We start from the raw sequence: 20,208 nt of genomic DNA, 5'->3' as shown, positions 1-20,208 counted from the left end.
GGCGGTAAATGATCTAGAGCAGCTCGAGCTGCCCCTTGAGCGGGGCGAAGGAGCGGCGATGTTCGGGCAGCGGCCCGAGGCGCTCCAGTGCAGCCAGGTGCTCGGGCGTGGCATAGCCCTTATGGCGGGCGAAGCCGTAGTCGGGAAACAGGCCGTCGAGCGCCACCATCTGGGCATCGCGCGCCACCTTGGCGAGTATCGAGGCGGCGGCGATAGCCGGATGGCGGGCATCCCCCTTGACGATCGCCTGGCCGGGAACATGATGCCCGGGGAGGCGGTTGCCGTCCACCAGCAGGTATTCCGGCGCCAGCGGCAGGGCGTCGATCGCCCGGCGCATGGCCAGGTGCGTGGCGTGGTAGATGTTGAGTTCGTCGACCTCGGCATGCGTGGCCTCGGCCACGGCGAAGGCCAGCGCCTTGTCGCGGATTTCGGTATCCAGCGCCTCACGCCGCTGCGGCGTGAGCTTCTTGGAGTCGGTCAGCCCCGCGATGGGGCGCAGCGGATCGAGGATTACCGCCGCCGCCACCACCGCGCCGACCAGCGGCCCACGGCCCACCTCATCGACACCGGCGAGCAGCTGGCCCTGGTAGTCGATCACCAGCGGGGGAAACGGACAGTCACTCATGTCTCTTCTCTCCCTTTCGGCGTTCGTTCGACCGGCCGCGTGGCGCTCACCACCAGGGACTCATCGCTGGACAGCTCGGTCGGCAGCGGCCGCCCCGCCACCACGGCCTCGATGGCCTCGGCCGCCCGGGCGCTGGCGTTGCGCTGCAGTCCGGCATGCAGGGCAGCGAAGCGCGCCTCCAGGCGGGCGCGAGCCTCGTCATCGTCGAGCATCGACCCGACATGCGCGACGATCGCCTCGGGCGTCGCGGCGTCCTGGATCAGCTCCGGCACCAGCGACGCCTGGGCGATCAGGTTGGGCAGCGAGATCCACGGCGTCTTGACCAGACGCCGGGCCAGCCAGTGGGTCAGCGGCGCCATGCGGTAGGCCACCAGCATCGCGCGGTGGCACAGCATCGCCTCGAGCGCCGCCGTGCCCGAGGCCAGCAGCACCGCGTCGCTGGCCACCATCGCCTGGCGCGCCCGGCCGTCGAGGAGCGTGACCCGCCCCGCCAGCGTCGGGCGGGTGGCCAGCAGGCGCTCGAGTTCCTCCCGGCGCAGCGGTGTTGCCGCCGGGATCACCACCCGTAGCGTGGGTCGCTCCCGGCACAGCCGCTCGGCGGCGTCCAGGAACGTCACGCCGAGAAAGCGGATCTCGTTGGCCCGCGAACCCGGCAGTACGGCCAGCACCGGATCGTCTGGCGGCAGGCCGAGCTCGTCACGCACACCGGCGCGATCGCTGACCAGCGGAAGCTCGTCGGCCAACGGATGGCCGACGAAGGCCACCGGCAGACGATGCCGCTCGTAGAAGGCGGCCTCGAAGGGCAGGAAGGTGAGCATGGCGTCGACTGCTCGCGCGATGCCCTTCACCCGGCCCTGGCGCCATGCCCAGACCGTCGGGCTGACGTAATGGACCGTGGTGAGGCCCGCCTCGCGCAGCTGGCGCTCGAGGCCGAGGTTGAAGTCGGGGGCGTCGATGCCGATCATCACGTCCGGCTGCCAGGCCAGGGCATCGGCGCGCAGGGTTCGCCGCACCCGTACCAGCTCGGGCAGATGCTTGAGCACCTCCACCAGCCCCATGACCGAGAGCGTCTCGAGCGGGAAGCGGCTGTCGATGCCCTCGGCAATCATGCCCGGGCCCCCGATACCGCGGAACTGCACCTCGGGATGGCGCGCCTTCAGCGCGCGCATCAGGCTCGCCCCGAGCAGGTCGCCGGACATCTCGCCGGCGACGATATAGACACGCGCAAGCTTGCTCATATCAGACCCGTTGCGAAGCCGCGTCAGCGTATGATGCCGCGTGTCGAGACCTCGATGGACGCGGCGAAGGCTTCAGTTTCGGCCAGAGAGTAGCGGCGGCGGATCTCCTCCAGCGCCTGGGCGATGGTCAATCCCTGACGATAGACCAGACGGTAGCACTCGTTCAGCGCCTTGATCGCCTCGGTCGAGAACCCGCGCCGCTTGAGCCCTACCTGGTTGAGTCCGTGCACCCGGGCCGGATTGCCGTTGATCATGACGAAGGCGGGGGTGTCCTTGGTGATGATCGAACCACCGCCGGCCATGGCGTGATCGCCGAAGTGGCAGAACTGGTGGATCGCCGACAGCCCGCCGAGGATGGCGAAGTTGCCCAGGGTCACATGCCCCGCCAGGGTCGCCTGGTTGGCCAGCACGCAGTCGTCGCCGATGACGCAGTCGTGGCCGACGTGCACATAGGCCATGAACAGGTTGCGCGAACCGATGGTGGTCTCGCCGCGATCCTGGGCGGTGCCGCGATGCAGCGTCACGCATTCACGAATGACGTTGTCGTCGCCCATCACCAGGCGCGTCGGCTCGCCGGCGTATTTCTTGTCCTGGCAGTCCTCTCCCACCGAGGCGAACTGAAAGATGCGGGTCCGCGCCCCCAGCACGGTCGGCCCCTTGATGACCACGTGCGGACCGATGCGGCTGCCGGGACCGATCTCGACGTCGGGCCCGATCACGCTGAAGGGACCGACCTCCACATCCTCGGCCAGACGTGCCCCGGGGTCGACGATGGCAGTGGTATGTATCAAGAAACCTTCCTCTCCGCACAGATGACGTCGGCCTCGCAGACCAGCTCGCCATCTACCGTAGCACGACAGGCGAACTTCCAGATGCCGCGCTTTTCACGCTCGACCTTCGCCTCCAGCCGCAGCCGGTCTCCCGGCATCACCGGCCGCTTGAAACGCACGTTGTCGCTGCCCACGAGGTAATAGACATAGCCGTCGGCCGGCAGCTTGTTGACGGTCTTGAAGCCGAGGATGCCGCAGGCCTGCGCCATCGCCTCCAGCACCAGCACACCGGGCATGATCGGGTGGTGCGGGAAGTGGCCGTTGAAGAACGGCTCGTTGATGCTGACGTTCTTGTAGGCAACGATGGCTTCGCCAAGGCTCAGCTCCGTCACCCGGTCGATCAGCAGGAACGGGTATCGGTGCGGCAGGTATTCGCGAATCTCGTTGATGTCCATTACCATCGTAGCGACCTCTGAAATGAAGTAGGGAAGCCATTGCGAGCGCGGCGCGCGTCGCCCGGGCTTCCCGCAAGAACGCCTGCATCAGGCAGGCGGAATTATAGCGCCGCCCGATCCTGTCTCAACCCTCCCGGCCGCGCTTCTCGAGGCGCGCCAGGCGTCGGGCGAAGTCATCGAGCTGCTTGAAGCGCACCGCATTCTTGCGCCACAGGGCATTGGTCATGGCCCCGGTGCCCGAGGAGTAGACGCCCGGCTCGTGAATCGAGTTGGTCACCAGGCTCATGCCGGTGACCTGCACCCCGTCGCCGATGGTGAGGTGGCCAGCGAGCCCCACGCCGCCGCCCAGCATGCAGTTCCTGCCCACCCGGGTGGAGCCGGCGATGCCGACGCAGCCGGCCAGTGCCGTGTGGTCGCCGATGCGCACGTTGTGGGCGATCTGCACCTGGCTGTCGATCTTCACGTCGTTGCCGATCACGGTGTCGTCGAGCGCGCCGCGGTCGATGCTGGAGCAGCTGCCCACCTCGACGTCGTCGCCCAGCACCACGCCGCCGAGCTGGGCGATCTTGTGCCAGCGACCACCGTCGTGGGCGAAGCCGAAGCCATCGGCGCCGATCACGCAGCCGCTGTGCAGAATGGCCCGTGCCCCGACGACCACGCCATGGCAGACGGTGACGTTGGGGTGCAGCCGCGAGCCCGCACCGATGCGCGAGCCCGCGCCGATGAAGCAGCCGGCGCCGACCACCACCTCGTCGCCCAGCTCCACGCCGGCTTCGATCACGGCATTGGGGCCGACCTCGACCCGCTCGCCCAGCACCACGTCATCGGCCACCACGGCCGCGGGGTGGATGCCTCCCCGCGGGGGGGCCAGGATCGGGTCGAACAGCTGCGACAGCTGGGCGTAGCCTAGGTAGGGGTTTGCCAGTTCCAGACGCGCCACCGGGCAGGCGGCGGCATGCTCGGGCTGAAGCAGCACGGCACCGGCCCGGGTTGCCGAGAGGTCCTTGAGGTAGGAGCGGTTGGCCACGAAGGCGACCTGATCGGGACCGGCCTCCCTCAGGGTGGCCAGGCCCCGGACCCGGCGGCCACCATCGCCCTCCAGGTGGGCGCCGAGCCGCTCGGCCAGTTCGGCCAGGGTGAATTCGCGAGTAACAGGGTGCTTCATGGAAACCCGTATCGACAGCGTGCGGCAGAAGCTGCCGCAATGATCAGTTGAGAGAATTGAGGATTTCGATCACTTCGTCCGTCAGGTTGGGCAGCTCCTGCTCGGCGTGCAGCACGCCCTGGGGCTCCACCAACACCTCGACGCCGTGGCGCTCGATCACCTGGCCAACCGCCTCCTCCAGCTTCGGCTCGGCCTGCTGCAGGAACTCCTGCTCGGCGCGCATCTGCTCCTCCATGATCTGCTGGCGCAGCTGCTCGAAGCGGCCGCCCTTCTGTTGGAACTCCTGGATCAGCGACTGGCGCTCGGCATCGGGCAGGCTGTCGCCCTCCTGCTGCAGCCGCTGCTGCAGCTGGGACAGCTCCTGGCCCAGCGACTGGGCCTCCTGTTGCTGGCCGGACAAGCGGCTCTCGAGGTCCTGCATGGAGCGCTGGGCGGCATCGGAGGCGAGCAGCGCACGGCGCCAGTCCAGCAGCGCGACTTCGGCCGAGTGAGCCGGTACGGCCAGGACGGCAAACAGGCCCAGGCAGAGAATGGCGGTCAACTTGCGCATGCGAAATACCCTCTTGGCAGGCCGGCTCAGAACGTCTGGCCCAGCGAGAATTGGAAGAACTGGGTGTCGTCGCCGCTCTCGTCGTTGAGCGGCTCGGCAATGCTGAAGGTCAGCGGGCCGACCGGAGTGAGCCAGGAGAGCCCCACGCCGATGCTGTAGCGCAGCTCACCCAGGTCGACGCCCGACGAGCAGCGCGAGGGACCGTCGCCCTCCACCACCGGATAGCAGCTGGTCAGGAAGGTATTGCCGGCGTCGACGAAGAAGCCGGTCTGCAGCGAGCGCTGGTCCTCGATGAAGGGCAGCGGAAAGAGCAGCTCGGCGCTGCCTTCGACCAGGATGTTGCCGCCCAGGGTGCGGTCGCGTCCGGATTCGCGCGGCGTGGTGCGCTCGCCCAGGGTATTGGCGGTAAAGCCGCGCACCGACCCCAGGCCACCGGCGAAGAAGTTCTCGTAGAACGGATAGGGATCGCTGCCGATACTGTCGGCGTAGCCCAGGGTGGTGCCGAACTTGAGCGCCCAGGTCTCCTCCTCGTTGAGGGCGAAGAGCTGCTGGGCACGCGCGCGCAGCTTGTAGTAGTCGGCGTCGCTGCCGGGCGCCGCGGTCTCCAGCGACACGCGCTGATAGTCGCCGGAGGTCGGCATGATGCCGCGGTTGAGGTTGTTGCGGGTCCAGCTCGCGGTGAGCTTGAGGCTCTGGGCGTTGTCGCCCTGCTCGTCGACGTAGCGCACGATTTCCGAGGCGGTGTCGCGATAGGTCTTGACCGTCAGGTCCTCGACGCTGGCGCCGAAGTTGAGCCGCGACAGCTCGCTGACCGGGTAGCCGAAGTTGATCCCCGCGCCATAGGCGTCGGTGGAGTAGGTCGAGATGTCCGAATCTTCGTAGTCGGTCTCGCGGTAGAACAGGTTGTAGCCACGCGAGATGCCGTCCAGCGTCCAGTACGGATCGGTGAAGCCGAAGTTGACGCTGGTGAAGGTGTCGCTGCGCTGGGCGCCGATGTTGACGCGATTGCCGGTACCCAGGAAGTTGTTCTGGGCCAGCGCCGCGCCGTAGATCACCCCGGCGCTCTGGGAGAAGCCGATGCTCGCCGAGACCGAGCCGGAGGGCTGCTCTTCGACGGTATAGGTGACGTCGAGCTTGTCGGATTCGCCAGCCACCGGCTGGGTCTCCACCTCGACCTGACGGAAGAAGCCCAGGCGCTCCAGGCGGCGGCGTGACTGGCTGATCGATTCGGTGGAAGCCGGCGCCCCCTCCATCTGGATCATCTCGCGGCGCAGCACCTCGTCCTGGGTGGTGGTGTTGCCGATGAAGTTGATGCGGCGTACGTAGGCGCGGCGCCCCGGATCGACGCTGAAGGTGAGGTCGACCGTTTCGCCGTCGGCGCGCGGCTCGGGCACGCCCTCCACCCGGGCGAAGGCGAAGCCCTCGGCGCCCAGCCGCGAGCGCAGCGCCTCGGTGGAGGCGGTGACGTCGCTGCGCGAGAAGATATCGCCGCTCTCCACCTGCAGCAGGCCGCGCGCTTCGCGCTCGGAGATCTCGAGATCACCGGCGAAGCGAATATCGCCCAGGCGGTACTGGCTGCCCTCGTCGACGTTGACGGTGACGAAGATCTGCGACTTGTCGGGGCTGATCGAGACCTGGGTGGAGGTGATGTTGAAGTTGACGTAGCCGCGGTCGAGGTAGAAGGAGCGCAGCCGCTCCAGGTCGCCGGCCAGCGCCTCACGCGAGTATTCGTCCTTCGAGAACCAGCCGAAGAAGCGCCCGGGGCGATCGTTGAGCTCGAACACCTCGCGCAGCTCGTCGTCGTCGAACTGGCGGTTGCCGACGATGTTGATCTGGCGAATCTTGGCCACCGCGCCTTCGTTGATGTCGATGTCGACCTGGACCCGCCCCTCGTCGATCTCGCGCACGCTGGTCTCGATGCGGGCACTGTAGCGCCCCTGGGCCTGGTAGACCCCCTCGAGCTCGCGCTGGATGTCCTCGAGCGTCGAGATCTGCAGCACCTGGCCCTCCGCCAGCCCGCCTTCGCGCAGCCCGCGACGCAGGTCCTCCTCGGAGATCTTGCTGTTGCCGGTGATGTTGAGCCGCGAGATGGTCGGCCGCTCGACGACCTGGATGACCAGCACGTTGCCGTCGCGGGCGAGCTGAATGTCCTCGAACAGGCCGGTGGCGAACAAGCTGCGGGCCGCCTCGGCCAGCTCACGGTCATCCACCTGATCACTCGCACTGATGGGGAAGGCGTTGAAGACGGAAGCGGCGGAAACCCGCTGCAGCCCCTCCACGCGAATGTCGGATACTTCGAAAGATTCGGCCAGCACCGTACTGGAACCGGCCAGCAGCAGTGCCGCCAGTCCGAGGGTCTTGATATTCATGCAGTCGCTTCGCTCGCGTTGATCCGCCTGCCTGTCCAGACAGGCACCATATACATATGTGCGGGTGACTGACAAGGCAGAGCGAAGCTCTGCCTCCCTGTGCCCCTGTGGGGCGCTTGCTACCAGAGACGCATCAGATCGAAATAGAGGGCCATCAGCATCAGCATGCCGACCAGCGCCAGACCGATCCGCAGCCCGAACGCCTGGGCCCGCTCCGACACCGGCCGGCCGCGCACCACCTCGACGAGATAGTAAAGCAGGTGGCCACCATCAAGTACCGGAATCGGCAGCAGATTGAGCACCGCCAGGCTGATCGAGAGGTAGGCCAGGAAGCTGACGAAGCTTTCCAGCCCCGTGCGCGCCGTATCCCCCGCCATCTGGGCGATGGTGATAGGCCCCGAGAGGTTGGTCGGCGAAATCAGCCCCACCAGCATCTTGCGGATGGCATCCAGGGTCAGCAGCGTCATCTCGCCGGTACGGCTCATGGCCTTGCCCCACCGCCGCCACCACCGCCGCCACGGGACCGTAGCGAATCTCGCGGCGGAACTCCTCCGGCCATTCGACCGCCTCGACGCCGGCGCCGACATAGCCGATCGCCGCCCCCGTCTCGAGCTCGCGCTCGCCCGGCACCAGGGTCAGGGCGAAGCGCTCGTCGCCGCGCGCGACCTCCAGCTCCAGCGTCTCGCCGGGGCTGGCACGCACCACGCTGACGAAGTCCATCCACTCCTCGACCGCGCTGCCGTCCACGGCCAGTATCCGGTCGCCGGGGCGCAGCCCCGCTTCGGCGGCGGGCTCGCCGTCGATCACCTGGCCCAGCACCGCGGGGATGCTCGGCTGCCAGGGAGTGATGCCGAGGGTGGCCAGCGGCTGGGGCGGCTCCTGGCGCACCAGGTAGTCCTCCACCGGCAGGCGATAGTCACGGGGGTCGGCCGCGGCGTCCTCGCGGGCCTGAAGGGTGAGTTCCCCGCTGTAGCCGATGGCGGCGATCAGGCGCAGGTTGATCTCGTCCCAGGAGCGCACCTCGCTCCCCTGCACTGCGACGATTTCCTGGCCCGGCTGCAGGCCACCGCGGGCCGCCGGCGAGCCGGGGGCCACCTCGCCCACCACCGGCGCCACCGTGGAGGTGCCGGCCACGAACAGCGCCCAGTAGGCGACGATGGCGAGCAGGAAGTTGGCCAGCGGCCCCGCCGCGACGATGGCGATGCGCTGCCATACCGTCTTGCGGTTGAACGCCTCGTGGAGCTGGTCGCCGGGCACCGGCGCCTCGCGCTCGTCGAGCATCTTGACGTAGCCGCCGAGCGGAACCGCCGCCACGGCGAACTCGGTCCCATGCCGATCGACACGGGACCAGATCGGCTTGCCAAAGCCGACCGAAAAACGCAGCACCCGGACACCGCAGCGGCGTGCCACCCAGTAATGGCCGAATTCGTGGAAGGTGATCAACAGGCCCAGCACCACGATGACGGCCAGCACGTTCTGGATCAGGCCCAAATCAGTCTCCTCGAAAAGTCACGACGCCGTCGGCGAATCGGCTCAGCGCCCTTGCAGCCTCTCGCGCGCCGCCTGGCGCGCCCGGGCATCGGCGCCGAGGATGGTTTCCAGGTCCCCGCCGGCTTCGACCGGCAGCGCTTCCAGCACCTCCGCCACGAGCTCGCCGATGCCCGGGAAGCTCAGGCGCCCCGCCAGGAAGGCATCGACGGCCACCTCGTTGGCGCCGTTGAGCACGGCCGGCGCCGTGCCTCCCGCCTGCATCGCCTCGCGCGCCAGCCGCAGGCACGGGAAGGCCACCTCATCCGGCGCCTCGAAGTCGAGCCGCGCGACCCGGAACAGGTCCAGCGCCTCGACGCCGGCCGCGATGCGCTCCGGCCACGCCAGGCCGTAGGCGATCGGCGTGCGCATGTCCGGGTTGCCCAACTGGGCCAGCACCGAGCCGTCGCTGTAGGCGGCCATGGAGTGAATCACGCTCTGCGGGTGCACCACCACCTGAATCTGCTCAGGGCGGGCGTCGAACAGCCAGCACGCCTCGATTAGTTCCAGCCCCTTGTTCATCAGGGTGGCGCTATCCACCGAGATCTTGCGCCCCATCGACCAGTTGGGGTGGGCGCAGGCCTGCGCCGGCGTCACCGTGGCCAGGCGCTCCGACGACCAGCCGCGGAAAGGCCCACCGGAGGCCGTCAGCAGCAGTTGGGTCACGCCATGGCGGGAGAGGCCGCCGCGGTGTTCGGGTGGTAGACACTGGTAGATGGCATTATGTTCGGAGTCGATCGGCAGCAACGTGGCGCCGTGGCGCGCGACGGCGTCCATGAACAGCGCCCCGGACATCACCAGCGCCTCCTTGTTGGCCAGCAGCACGCGCTTGCCGGCGCGCACCGCGGCCAGCGTCGGCAACAGCCCCGCGGCACCGACGATGGCGGCCATCACCACGTCCGCCTCGGCGGCGCTGGCGACCTCGACGAGCGCCGCCTCGCCGGCCCGTACCTCGGTCGCCAGGCCCGCCCCGGCCAGCCGCTCGCGCAGCCAGGCGGCGTCGTGCTCCTCGTCGAGCACGGCCAGGCTGGGCCGATGACGCAGGCACTGGGCCAGCAGCGCCTCGCGCGAGCGATGCGCCGTCAGCGCATGCACCCGGTAGCGCTCGGGATGGCGTGCGACCACGTCGAGCGTGCTGGTGCCGATGGAGCCGGTGGCGCCGAGTACCGTGACGCCCTGCTGCCGAAACGGACCGCTCATGTCACAGCATCCCGGTGGAGAGCAGTGCGAACAGCGGCACCGCCGCGGTCAGGCTGTCGATGCGGTCGAGTACGCCGCCGTGCCCGGGCAACAGGTTGCTGGAGTCCTTGATGCCGCGAAAGCGCTTGAGCATGCTCTCGAGCAGGTCGCCGAGCACCGAGACCAGCGTCACCCCCGCGGTCACCACCATGAGCCCCAGGCCAGCGGCCACGCCCAGCCCCTGCCACACGGCGAACAGCAGCGCCAGCAGCAGGGTCACGGCCACGCCGCCGGCCACGCCTTCCCAGGACTTGCCGGGGCTCACCCCCGGCGCCAGCTTGCGCCGGCCCCAGGCGCGCCCGCAGAAGTAGGCGCCGATATCGGCGCCCCATACCAGTAACAGCACGTAGAGCAACCACACGCCGCCGCTGTCGCGCAGCACGTTGAACCCGACCCAGGCCGGCAGCAGCACCCACAGCCCCATGGCCAGCCGCGCGGCCGTCGAGCCCCACTGCTCGCGCTTCGCCGGGTAGTGGACGACCCAGTAGAAGTTGATCGCCCAGCCGGCCACGGCGAGCCACAGCGGCCATACCGCCAGCGCCGCGCCGAGCCACCACAGCAGCGTCATCAGCACGGCCAGGACACCCACCAGCGTCAGGCGGCGGCTCGTCTCGGCCACCCCCGCGAGGTTGGTCCACTCCCAGGCGGCCAGCAGCACGACGAGGCCGGTGAAAGCGGCAAAAGGCCCTCCCGAGAGGCCGAACAGGCCGGCCAGCATCAGCGGCGCCAGCCATGCCGCCGTCACGATCCGCTGTCTAAGCACCCTTCGCCTCGATCTGTTCGTCGGTCATGCCGAAGCGACGCTGGCGCCGGCAGAAATCATCGATCGCCATGTCGAAGGCCTGGCCGTCGAAGTCCGGCCACAGCAGCGGCGTGAAGTAGAGTTCGGCGTAGGCCATCTGCCACAGCAGGAAGTTGGAGATGCGCTGCTCGCCGCTGGTGCGGATGCACAGGTCGATCGGCGCCTCGTCGCCCAGGCACAGCTCCCGCTGGAAGACGTGCTCGTCGATGGCGTCGGGCTCGAGCTCGCCGTGTGCGACACGCATGGCCAGGTGTCGCGCGGCGTTGACGATGTCCCAGCGGCCGCCGTAGTTGGCGGCGACGACGAGGTGCAGGCCGGTATTGTCGCGGGTGAGCTCTTCGGCCCGCACGATGTACTTCTGGATCGAGGAAGAGAAGGCGCTGCGATCGCCGACGACCGAGAGCCGGATACCGTTGTCATGCAGCTTTCTCACCTCGCGCTTGAGCGCGATCAGGAACAGCTCCATCAGGGCGCGCACCTCGGCCTCCGGGCGGCGCCAGTTCTCGCTGGAAAAGGCGAACAGCGTGAGGGTCTGGATGCCGCGCTCGGCGGCCCGGCGAATGACCGCTCGCACGGCCTCGACGCCGGCACGGTGACCACGAATGCCGGACAGCCCGCGTGCTCGCGCCCAGCGATTGTTGCCGTCCATGATGATCGCCACGTGTCGCGGCAGGTCGTCGCCGGGGGGCTTCGGTGGCATCTGCGATGCGGAAGTCTGCGCTGACGTCATGATGTCTCGCAATGGGAATGGAAGGACCAGGCGGCGTCGCTGCGGGCGCCGCCCGGCGCTGCTCAGACCTGCATCAGGTCGTGTTCCTTCACTTCGAGCTGCTTGTCGATCTCGCCGATGTACTTGTCGGTCAGCTTCTGGATCGCCTCTTCGGCGCGGTGCTGCTCGTCCTCGGAGATCTCCTTCTCCTTGAGCAGCGCCTTGATGTCGTTGTTGGCATCGCGACGCACGTTGCGCACCGCCACGCGAGCGTTCTCGGCCTCGGCGCGCGCCTGCTTGATGTAGCCCTTGCGGGTCTCCTCGGTGAGCATCGGCATCGGCACGCGGATCACGTTGCCGGCACTCGCCGGGTTCAGGCCCAGGTCGGAAGTCATGATCGCCTTCTCGATCTTGGGCACCATGTTCTGCTCCCAGGGCACCACGGAGAGAGTGCGGGCGTCCTCGACGTTGACCGATGCGACCTGGTTGAGCGGCACCTGACTGCCGTAGTACTCGACGGTGACCGAGTCGAGGATGCTGGAGTGAGCACGCCCGGTACGGATCTTGTTGAAGTTGGCATGAAGGGCGTCGAGGCTCTTCTTCATGCGACTCTCAGCATCTTTCTGGATGTCATTGATCACGGTATCAACCTCTGTCTATCAGCGTGCCTTCCTTGCCGCCCACCACCAGGTTCAGCAGGGCGCCCGGCTTGTTCATGTTGAAGACGCGAACCGGCATGTCATGGTCCCGCACCAGGCAGATAGCGGTCAAATCCATGATGCCGAGCTTTTGATCGAGCGCATTATCGTAGCTCAGATGATCGTACTTGACCGCATCGGCATGTTTCACCGGGTCCTTGTCGTAGACGCCGTCCACCTTGGTGGCCTTGACCACCACGTCGGCATCGATCTCGATGCCGCGCAGGCAGGCCGCGGAGTCGGTGGTGAAGAAGGGGTTGCCGGTACCGGCGGAGAACAATACCACGTCTCCCGAGGTCAGGTAGCGGATGGCGGTACGCCGGTCGTAGTGCTCCACCACGCCGCTCATGGGAATGGCGGACATGACGCGTGAGCGGATATTGGAGCGCTCCAGGGCGTCGCGCATGGCCAGGGCGTTCATCACCGTGGCCAGCATGCCCATGTGGTCGCCGGTGACCCGGTCCATGCCGGCCGCGTTGAGCGCGGCGCCGCGGAACAGGTTGCCGCCGCCGATGACGATGCCGACCTGCACGCCGATGCCCACCAGCTGACCGATCTCCAGCGCCATGCGATCGAGCACCTGGGGATCGATGCCGAAGTCGTGTTCGCCCATCAGCGCCTCGCCGGAGAGCTTGAGCAGGATGCGCTTGTACTTGGACTTGTCGCTGCGGGTCTTGGCGGGGTTATCGACGTGATCGAGCGTGGACATGGCATCTCTCCTGGGCGCAAGGGGATCAAGCAACTCTACTACAGCCGACGCGGGGGCCGGATACGAGAAGGCGTGCGCTCGCGCGCACGCCATTCTCGAGCTGGAACCTCTGACCTTAGCGACGGCCAGCCTGTTCCATGACTTCCTTGGCGAAGTCGACCTCTTCCTTCTCGATGCCCTCGCCCACCTCGAAGCGGGTGAAGCCGATCACCTCGCCGCCGGCGGCCTTGACGAACTCGGCCACGGACTGGTTCGGGTCCTTGACGAAGGGCTGCTCGGTCAGGCTGTTCTCGGCCAGGTACTTCTTCAGGCGGCCTTCGACCATCTTCTCGGCGATCTGCTCGGGCTTGCCGGCCATGTCGGGCTGGGCCAGGATGATCGCCTTCTCCTTGTCGAGCTGCTCCTGCGGCATGTCCTCGGGACGCGCCACGGCCGGGTTGATCGCGGCCACGTGCATGGCGACGTCCTTGGCCACCTCGGCGTTGCCGCCCTTGAGCACGGTGAGCACGCCGATACGGCCGCCGTGGACGTATTCGCCCACCAGCGCGCCTTCCGGCGCCTCGACCACGGCGCAACGACGCACGCCGATGTTCTCGCCGATCTTCTGCACCAGCTGCTCGCGAGCGCTCTCGAGGGCGCCCTCCATCACCGCGGCGACGTCTTCGCTCTTGGCGGAGAAGAAGGCGTCGGCGACCTGGTCGGCGAAGGCCTTGAAGTTGGCATCGCGGGCGACGAAGTCGGTCTCGGAGTTGATCTCGACTACCACGCCGTAGCTGCCGTCCTCGGCGACGCGGGTCGCCACGGCGCCTTCGGCGGCGGTACGGCCGGCCTTCTTGGCGGCCTTGAGGCCGGAGCTCTTGCGCAGGTTCTCGATGGCGACCTCGATGTCACCATCGGCTTCGGTGAGCGCCTTCTTGCACTCCATCATGCCGAGCCCGGTACGCTCGCGCAGTTCCTTGACCTGGGAAGCGCTGATCGCTGCCATGGTATTCACCTCTCGATAAGTGGAACCCGGGTAGGTTCGACCTGGGAATAAGGGCGCCGGACCCGTGGGCCCGGTGCAATCCCGCTCCGCCGCAGCGGAGCGGTGGCGGGCGGCCGCCTGGGCTGGCCGCCCGCCCGGGCCAACAGCGCCGGCCCGGGCGACTCGCCGTTACTCGGCAGCGGCCGCCGCGTCGCCGCTCTCACCCTCGGTGACCTCGACGAACTCGTCGGGACGGCCTTCCTTCGCCCGCGCGCAGGCGTCGGCGATCGCCTTGACGTAGATCTGGATGGCACGGATGGAGTCATCGTTGCCGGGGATCACGTAGTCGACGCCGTCCGGATCGGAGTTGGTGTCGACCACGCCGATGACCGGGATGCCGAGCTTGTTCGCCTCGTTGATGGCGATGCGCTCGTGGTCGACGTCGATCACGAACAGCGCGTCGGGCAGGCCGCCCATCTCCTTGATGCCGCCGATGGAGCGCTCGAGCTTGTCCTGCTCGCGGGTCGCCATCAGGACTTCCTTCTTGGTCAGCTTCTCGAAGGTGCCGTCCTCGCGCATGGTCTCGAGGTCGCGCAGACGCTTGATCGACTGACGGATGGTCTTGTAGTTGGTCAGCATGCCACCGAGCCAGCGGTGGTTGACGAAGGGCATGCCGACGCGGTTGGCCTCTTCCTTGATGATCTTGCTCGCGCTGCGCTTGGTGCCGACGAACAGGATCTTGTTGTTGGCCGCCGCCATCTTCTCGACCACGTCGATTACCTCGTTGAGGGCCGGCAGGGTGTGCTCGAGGTTGATGATGTGGATCTTGTTGCGGGCGCCGAAGATGAACTTGCCCATCTTCGGGTTCCAGTAACGGGTCTGGTGACCGAAGTGTGCGCCCGCCTTGAGCAGGTCGCGCATGTTGACATGTGCCATGGATGACTCCTGAAAATCGGGTTAGGCCTCCACGCACCCCATGGATCCGACCGCCGGGCTAGACCGCGGCAGCACCCGGGACCATGTGCCGGTACGTGTGTGTTTTCAAGGCTGTTGAGTTGACGGCTCGAGCCGCGACCTGTCGCGACCTGGCGCCGGCGCCCTCGGCGTCTCGCCTGCCGGCCGGGCCGGGGCCATGGCGGGCGACGATTGCAGGAAAGCGCGCGGCTTTATACCATAGTTCGCCAACGAGATGAAGTCGCCCGCCGTCCTTGGCCCACGTTGCCGGCGCTGCAACCCCTCTGAACCGAGATTCCATGAACATACCCATCAAGACGCCCGACGAGATCGAGAAGATGCGCGAGGCCGGCCGCCAGGCCGCCAGCGTGCTGGAAATGATAGCACCGCACGTCACGGCCGGCGTGACCACCGGCGAGCTGGACCGGCTGTGCCACGACTACATCGTCGACGAGCTGGGCTCCACGCCGGCGCCGCTCAACTACCACGGTTTCCCCAAGTCGATCTGCACCTCGCTCAACCACGTGGTGTGCCACGGCATCCCCGATCCGGCCAAGAAGCTCAAGAAGGGCGACATCATGAACATCGATGTCACCGTGAAGACCGCCGACGGCTACCACGGCGACTCCAGCGCCATGTACATCGTCGGCGAAAACATCCAGGGCGAGCGGCTGTGCCGCGTGACCCAGGAGTGCCTGTACAAGAGCATCGCGCTGGTACGTCCGGGCGTACGCCTCTCCGAGCTGGCCCGCGCCATCCAGCGCCACGCCGAGGCCAACGGCTACTCGGTGGTGCGCGACTTCTGCGGCCACGGCATCGGTGCCGGCTTCCACGAGGACCCGCAGGTACTGCATTATGACGGCTATGCCCCCGAGGCCGATGCCACCCTGGCCGCCGGCATGTGCCTGACCATCGAGCCGATGATCAACGTCGGCGGCCACCAGACCAAGGTGCTGCGCGACGGCTGGACCGCCGTGACCCGGGACAAGAGCCTGTCCGCGCAGTGGGAGCACACGCTGCTGGTCACCGAGACCGGCGTCGAGGTGCTCACCGCGCGCCACGAGGAAGACTTCTCCTTCCTCGACCACTGAGTCGAGCCAACATGCTCCTGCACCACTACCGCTTCGTGCCCGACGAGACGCTGTTCGACGCCGAGACCTTCCGCCGCGAACTGGCCGGCACGCGTTCACCCATCGCGCCGTTCAAGACAGCGCTGCGCGACATCCAGCGCCGGCTCGACGAGCGCTTCCATGCCGGTGCCGACATCCGCGATCTGGTGCACGGTCGGGCCTGGTGCCTCGACCAGCTGCTCGGTGTGGCGTGGTCGCTGCACGACTGGCCCGACGACGGCGTGGCGCTGCTCGCCGTGGGCGGCTACGGCCGCGGCGAGCTGCATCCGCACTCCGACGTCGACCTGATGCTGCTGCTCGAGGACGACGACGACACGCCCTACCGCGAAGGACTGACCGCCTTCATCACCCTGCTGTGGGACATCGGCCTGGAGATCGGCCACAGCGTGCGCTCGCTTGCCGACTGCGAACGCGAGGCAGAAGGCGACATCACCGTCATCACCAACCTGATGGAGTCGCGCCTCCTGGCCGGCCCCGAGTCGCTGCGCGAGGCGATGAAGGCGCGCATCGCCCGCGAGCGGATGTGGCCGTCGGACCGATTCTTCGAGGCCAAGTGGCAGGAGCAGATCGCCCGCCATCACCGCTTCAACAACTCCGAGTACCACCTCGAGCCCAACATCAAGAGTTCACCGGGCGGGCTGCGCGACATCCAGATGATCGGCTGGGTGGCCAAGCGCCACTTCGGCAGCCAGCGCTACGAGGATCTGGTGGCGAACGGCTTCATGAACGATGCCGAGCTGCGCATCCTGAGCCAGGGCCAGGCCTTCCTGTGGCAGGTGCGCTATGCGCTGCACATGCTCACCGGCCGCGCCGAGGATCGCCTGCTGTTCGACCACCAGCGCACCATCGCCGAGCTGTTCGGTTTTCGCGACACCCCCGAGCGGCTCGCCGTCGAGCAGTTCATGAAGCGCTACTACCGCCACGTCACGGCGCTGGCGGGTCTCAACGACATGCTGCTGCAGCACTTCGACGAGGCGATCCTGCGCAGCGGCGAGCGTCTGGAGACCGCCGATCTCAACGAGCGCTTCGTGATCGAGGGCGGCTACATCAAGGCGCGCACCCGCTCGGTGTTTCGCGACCACCCCTATGCGCTGCTCGAGCTGTTCCTGCTGATGGCCGAGCACCCCGAGATCGAGGGCGTGCGCGCCGACACCATCCGCCTGATTCGCGACAACCGCCACCTGATCGACGACCTCTACCGCGACGACGCCCAGCACCAGCACCTGTTCATGTCGCTGCTCTGCTCCAGCGGCAACGTGGCGCGCCAACTGCGGCGCATGAACCGCTACGGCGTGCTGGGCAAGTACCTGCCCGAGTTCGGCCAGGCGGTGGGCCTGATGCAGCACGACCTGTTCCACATCTACACCGTGGACGCCCACACCCTGCGCCTGCTCAAGTTCATCCACCAGTTTCGCAAGCCCGAGGCGCGCGATGACTTCCCGGTGGCGGCAGCGCTGGTGCACCAGCTGCCCAAGCTCGAGCTGCTCTGGATCGCGGGTCTCTACCACGACATCGGCAAGGGACGCGGCGGCGACCACTCGCTCCTCGGTGCCCGCGACGTGGAGCGCTTCGCCGAGCGCCACGGCCTGTCGAGCCGCGACACGCGGCTGGTCAGCTGGCTGGTGGAGAATCACCTGGTGATGTCGATGGTGGCGCAGAAGCGCGACATCACCGACCCCGACGTGATCCGCGAATTCGCCGCCCAGGTCGGCGACGAGATCCGCCTCGATTACCTCTACGTGCTGACCGTGGCCGACATCAACGCCACCAACCCGACGCTGTGGAACGGCTGGCGCGCCTCGCTGCTCCGCCAGCTCCACGCCGAAACCAAGCGCGCCCTGCGCCGCGGCCTGGACAACCCGCTGGACCGCGAGGAGTGGGTGCGCGAGACCCGCAGCGAGTCGCGCTCGCTGCTGGCCACGGTGGGGGCCGACATCGACCGGGTCGACCGCCTGTGGGAGTCGCTCGGGGAGGAGTACTTCCTGCAGTACGCGCCCAGCGAGATCGCCTGGCAGACCATGGGCATCCTGGCCCACGGGGAGTCGCCGCTGCCGCTGATCCTGATCAGCGCCCCCACCGACGACATGACCGACGGCGGCACCAAGGTGTTCATCCACACCCGCTCGGTGGACGACCTGTTCGCCGCCACCGCCGCCGCCATGGAGCAGCTCGGGCTCTCCATCCACGACGCGCGCATCGCCACCTCGAGCAACGACTGGACGCTCAACACCTTCATCGTGCTCGACGACCAGGGCCGTGCCATCCGCGACCCGAACCGCATCGAGGAGATCCGCGCGCATCTGGTCGAGGAGCTCGACGACCCCGACGACTACCCGCAGATCGTCACCCGTCATACCCCGCGCCAGCTGCGCCACTTCAAGGTACCGACCGAGGTGCTGATCGAGCAGGACCCGGCCAACGAGCGCACCCTGCTGGAGCTGACCGCCCCCGACCGCCCCGGCCTGCTGGCCCGGGTCGGACGCATCTTCATGGAGCAGGACATCTCGCTCTCGGCGGCCAAGATCGCCACCCTGGGCGAGCGGGTCGAGGACGTCTTCTTCATTACCGACAAGACGGGCACACCGCTGACCGACCCCGCCCGTCAGCAGCGCCTGCGCGAGCGGCTGATCGAGGTGCTGGACGTGGCGGGCTGACGCCCGCCACGTCCGGGTTTGAGGCGAGCCTGGCGCTTCCCTATAATCGTCGGTCTGCCCGCAGACACGACAACGACGCCGCCCCACGGCGCCTGGACACCGATGAACCCCGACCTCGACGCCCTCAAGCCGTATCCCTTCGAAAGGCTGGCCAAGCTGAAGGCCGGCGTGACGCCCCCTACGGGGCTCGCGCACATCCCGCTGACCATCGGCGAACCGCAGCACGCCCCCTTCGCTGCCGCCCTGGCGACGCTCCAGGCCCACCAGCAGGATTTCGCCCGCTACCCGGCCACCGCCGGCATTCCCGAGCTGCGCGACGCCATCGCCGGCTGGGCCACACGGCGCTTCGGCCTCGAGGGGCTCGACGCCGAGCGCCAGGTGCTGCCGGTCAACGGCACCCGCGAGGCGATCTTCGCCTTCGTCCAGGCCGCCCTGGACCGCCGCCGTCCGGCCCGGGTGGCGGTACCCAACCCCTTCTACCAGATCTACGAGGGCGCCACCCTGCTCGCCGGCGGCCAGCCGCTCTACCTCGACTGCCGGGCCGAAAACGGCTTTCGCCCCGATTTCGATGCCGTGCCGCCCGAGACCTGGCGCGAGGTGCAGATCCTCTTCCTCTGCTCGCCGGGCAACCCCACCGGGGCGGTAACGCCGCGCGCCGAGTTCGAGAAGCTGATTGACCTGGCCGACGAGTTCGATTTCATCATCGCCTCCGACGAGTGCTACTCCGAGCTCTACCTCGACGAGGACGCCCCGCCGCCGGGACTGCTCGAGGCCTGCGCCGCCCTCGGCCGCCACGACTACCGGCGCTGCCTGGTGTTCCATTCGCTCTCCAAGCGCTCCAACCTGCCGGGGCTGCGCTCCGGCTTCGTCGCCGGCGACGCCGAGCTGATCGCGCCGTTCAAGCGCTACCGCACCTATCACGGCTGCGCCATGTCGCTGCCGCTGCAGCACGCCTCGATCACCGCCTGGAACGACGAAGCTCACGTGCGTGCCAACCGCGACGCCTACCGCGAGACGTTCGCCGCGGTGACCGAGATGCTTGCCCCGGTACTTGAATTTCCCTCCCCCGAGGCCAGTTTCTACCTATGGCCGGCGGTGCCGGGCGGTGACGACGAGGCCTTCGCCCGGGCGCTGTTTGCCGCCGAGCACGTCAGCGTGCTTCCCGGCGCCTACATGGGACGCCAGGGCCACGACGGCACCAATCCCGGTGCGGGCCGCATCCGCCTGGCGCTGGTCGCCGACCTCGACGCCACCGTGGAAGCCGCCCGGCGCATTCGCCGTTTCATCGAAAGGAGTGCATGATGGCGACCCTCTTCGTGATCAAGAACTGCGACACCTGCCGCAAGGCGCGCCAGGCCCTGGACGCGAAGGGCCTGCCCTATCAGGTCCACGACCTGCGCGAGGACGGCCTCTCCGCCGCGCTGCTCGAGCACATCCTCGCCCGGGTCCCCGTGATGGAGGCCATCAACCGGCGCAGCACCACCTGGCGCAACCTGCCCGAGGAGGACAAGCAGGACCTCGACGCCAACAAGGTGCGTGCATTGCTCATGGCCCACCCCACCCTGCTCAAGCGGCCGTTGCTCGATACCGGTGACGAAATACGCGTCGGCTACCGCGACGGCGACTACGACGATCTCAAGGGCTGAGGCC

The 20,208-nt window shown here is 67.8% G+C and carries 18 protein-coding genes and 1 pseudogene; 4 read left to right on the top strand and 15 right to left on the bottom strand.

Annotated features, from left to right (window positions below; all coding sequences use genetic code 11):
• Positions 1–13: 13 nt before the first annotated feature.
• From rnhB to rpsB, 15 genes and pseudogenes are all read right to left on the bottom strand, one after another.
• Entirely contained in the window at positions 14–625 is a 612-nt protein-coding gene (gene rnhB, locus HNO51_RS02570) for a ribonuclease HII (protein ID WP_209538394.1), read from the bottom strand.
• A complete protein-coding gene (gene lpxB, locus HNO51_RS02565) occupies positions 622–1,863 on the bottom strand; it encodes a lipid-A-disaccharide synthase (RefSeq protein ID WP_209538393.1) in 1,242 nt (413 codons plus the stop codon). The genes rnhB and lpxB overlap by 4 nt, the downstream gene beginning before the upstream one ends.
• Before the next feature lie 23 nt (positions 1,864–1,886).
• Positions 1,887–2,654 (bottom strand): acyl-ACP--UDP-N-acetylglucosamine O-acyltransferase, encoded by a 768-nt coding sequence (gene lpxA, locus HNO51_RS02560; RefSeq protein ID WP_197449496.1) that lies wholly within the window; start codon positions 2,652–2,654, stop codon positions 1,887–1,889.
• Positions 2,651–3,094 (bottom strand): 3-hydroxyacyl-ACP dehydratase FabZ, encoded by a 444-nt coding sequence (gene fabZ, locus HNO51_RS02555; protein ID WP_197449495.1) that lies wholly within the window; start codon positions 3,092–3,094, stop codon positions 2,651–2,653. Before fabZ ends, lpxA begins: the two co-directional genes overlap by 4 nt.
• Positions 3,095–3,212: 118 nt before the next feature.
• The gene (gene lpxD, locus HNO51_RS02550) at positions 3,213–4,253 is read right to left on the bottom strand and encodes a UDP-3-O-(3-hydroxymyristoyl)glucosamine N-acyltransferase (RefSeq protein WP_197449494.1); all 1,041 of its coding nucleotides are present in this window, start codon (positions 4,251–4,253) and stop codon (positions 3,213–3,215) included.
• A gap of 43 nt (positions 4,254–4,296) precedes the next feature.
• Complete coding sequence (locus tag HNO51_RS02545; protein WP_197449493.1) at positions 4,297–4,803, bottom strand: OmpH/Skp family outer membrane protein; 507 nt, start codon at positions 4,801–4,803, stop codon at positions 4,297–4,299.
• Between the two features lie 26 nt (positions 4,804–4,829).
• Positions 4,830–7,172 (bottom strand): outer membrane protein assembly factor BamA, encoded by a 2,343-nt coding sequence (gene bamA / locus HNO51_RS02540; RefSeq protein ID WP_234283627.1) that lies wholly within the window; start codon positions 7,170–7,172, stop codon positions 4,830–4,832.
• A gap of 119 nt (positions 7,173–7,291) precedes the next feature.
• A pseudogene (rseP, locus tag HNO51_RS02535) lies at positions 7,292–8,663 on the bottom strand (RIP metalloprotease RseP).
• Positions 8,664–8,705: 42 nt separating this feature from the next.
• Positions 8,706–9,899: a 1-deoxy-D-xylulose-5-phosphate reductoisomerase gene (gene ispC / locus HNO51_RS02530; RefSeq protein WP_197449491.1), complete on the bottom strand. Its 1,194-nt coding sequence runs from the start codon at positions 9,897–9,899 to the stop codon at positions 8,706–8,708.
• 1 nt (position 9,900) lies between these two features.
• A complete protein-coding gene (locus tag HNO51_RS02525) occupies positions 9,901–10,701 on the bottom strand; it encodes a phosphatidate cytidylyltransferase (RefSeq protein WP_197449490.1) in 801 nt (266 codons plus the stop codon).
• Entirely contained in the window at positions 10,694–11,470 is a 777-nt protein-coding gene (uppS, locus tag HNO51_RS02520; RefSeq protein ID WP_422674248.1) for a polyprenyl diphosphate synthase, read from the bottom strand. Before uppS ends, HNO51_RS02525 begins: the two co-directional genes overlap by 8 nt.
• Before the next feature lie 62 nt (positions 11,471–11,532).
• Positions 11,533–12,090, bottom strand: coding sequence for a ribosome recycling factor (gene frr / locus HNO51_RS02515; protein ID WP_197449489.1), 558 nt, complete (start codon positions 12,088–12,090; stop codon positions 11,533–11,535).
• 4 nt (positions 12,091–12,094) lie between these two features.
• Complete coding sequence (gene pyrH / locus HNO51_RS02510; protein ID WP_197449488.1) at positions 12,095–12,856, bottom strand: UMP kinase; 762 nt, start codon at positions 12,854–12,856, stop codon at positions 12,095–12,097.
• Positions 12,857–12,971: 115 nt separating this feature from the next.
• Positions 12,972–13,841, bottom strand: a complete 870-nt coding sequence (tsf, locus tag HNO51_RS02505) for a translation elongation factor Ts (RefSeq protein WP_197449487.1) — start codon at positions 13,839–13,841, stop codon at positions 12,972–12,974.
• Positions 13,842–14,009: 168 nt separating this feature from the next.
• Positions 14,010–14,756: a 30S ribosomal protein S2 gene (gene rpsB, locus HNO51_RS02500; protein ID WP_111412877.1), complete on the bottom strand. Its 747-nt coding sequence runs from the start codon at positions 14,754–14,756 to the stop codon at positions 14,010–14,012.
• 317 nt (positions 14,757–15,073) lie between these two features.
• Here rpsB and map point away from each other — a divergent pair, with 317 nt between their 5' ends.
• The 4 genes from map (at position 15,074) to HNO51_RS02480 (ending at position 20,204) form a co-directional block, all read left to right on the top strand.
• Positions 15,074–15,865: a type I methionyl aminopeptidase gene (gene map / locus HNO51_RS02495; RefSeq protein ID WP_197449486.1), complete on the top strand. Its 792-nt coding sequence runs from the start codon at positions 15,074–15,076 to the stop codon at positions 15,863–15,865.
• A gap of 11 nt (positions 15,866–15,876) precedes the next feature.
• Positions 15,877–18,558, top strand: a complete 2,682-nt coding sequence (locus tag HNO51_RS02490) for a [protein-PII] uridylyltransferase (RefSeq protein WP_197449485.1) — start codon at positions 15,877–15,879, stop codon at positions 18,556–18,558.
• Positions 18,559–18,660: 102 nt separating this feature from the next.
• The gene (gene dapC / locus HNO51_RS02485; RefSeq protein ID WP_197449484.1) at positions 18,661–19,860 is read left to right on the top strand and encodes a succinyldiaminopimelate transaminase; all 1,200 of its coding nucleotides are present in this window, start codon (positions 18,661–18,663) and stop codon (positions 19,858–19,860) included.
• Positions 19,860–20,204 (top strand): Spx/MgsR family RNA polymerase-binding regulatory protein, encoded by a 345-nt coding sequence (locus tag HNO51_RS02480; protein WP_197449483.1) that lies wholly within the window; start codon positions 19,860–19,862, stop codon positions 20,202–20,204. The genes dapC and HNO51_RS02480 overlap by 1 nt, the downstream gene beginning before the upstream one ends.
• Positions 20,205–20,208 lie beyond the last annotated feature (4 nt).

The sequence above is a fragment of the Billgrantia sulfidoxydans genome, assembly GCF_017868775.1.
GTDB classification, from domain to species: Bacteria; Pseudomonadota; Gammaproteobacteria; order Pseudomonadales; family Halomonadaceae; genus Halomonas; species Halomonas sulfidoxydans.
The sequence above is the reverse complement of the archived record's forward strand: the minus strand, read 5'-3'. Positions and strand labels throughout refer to the sequence as shown.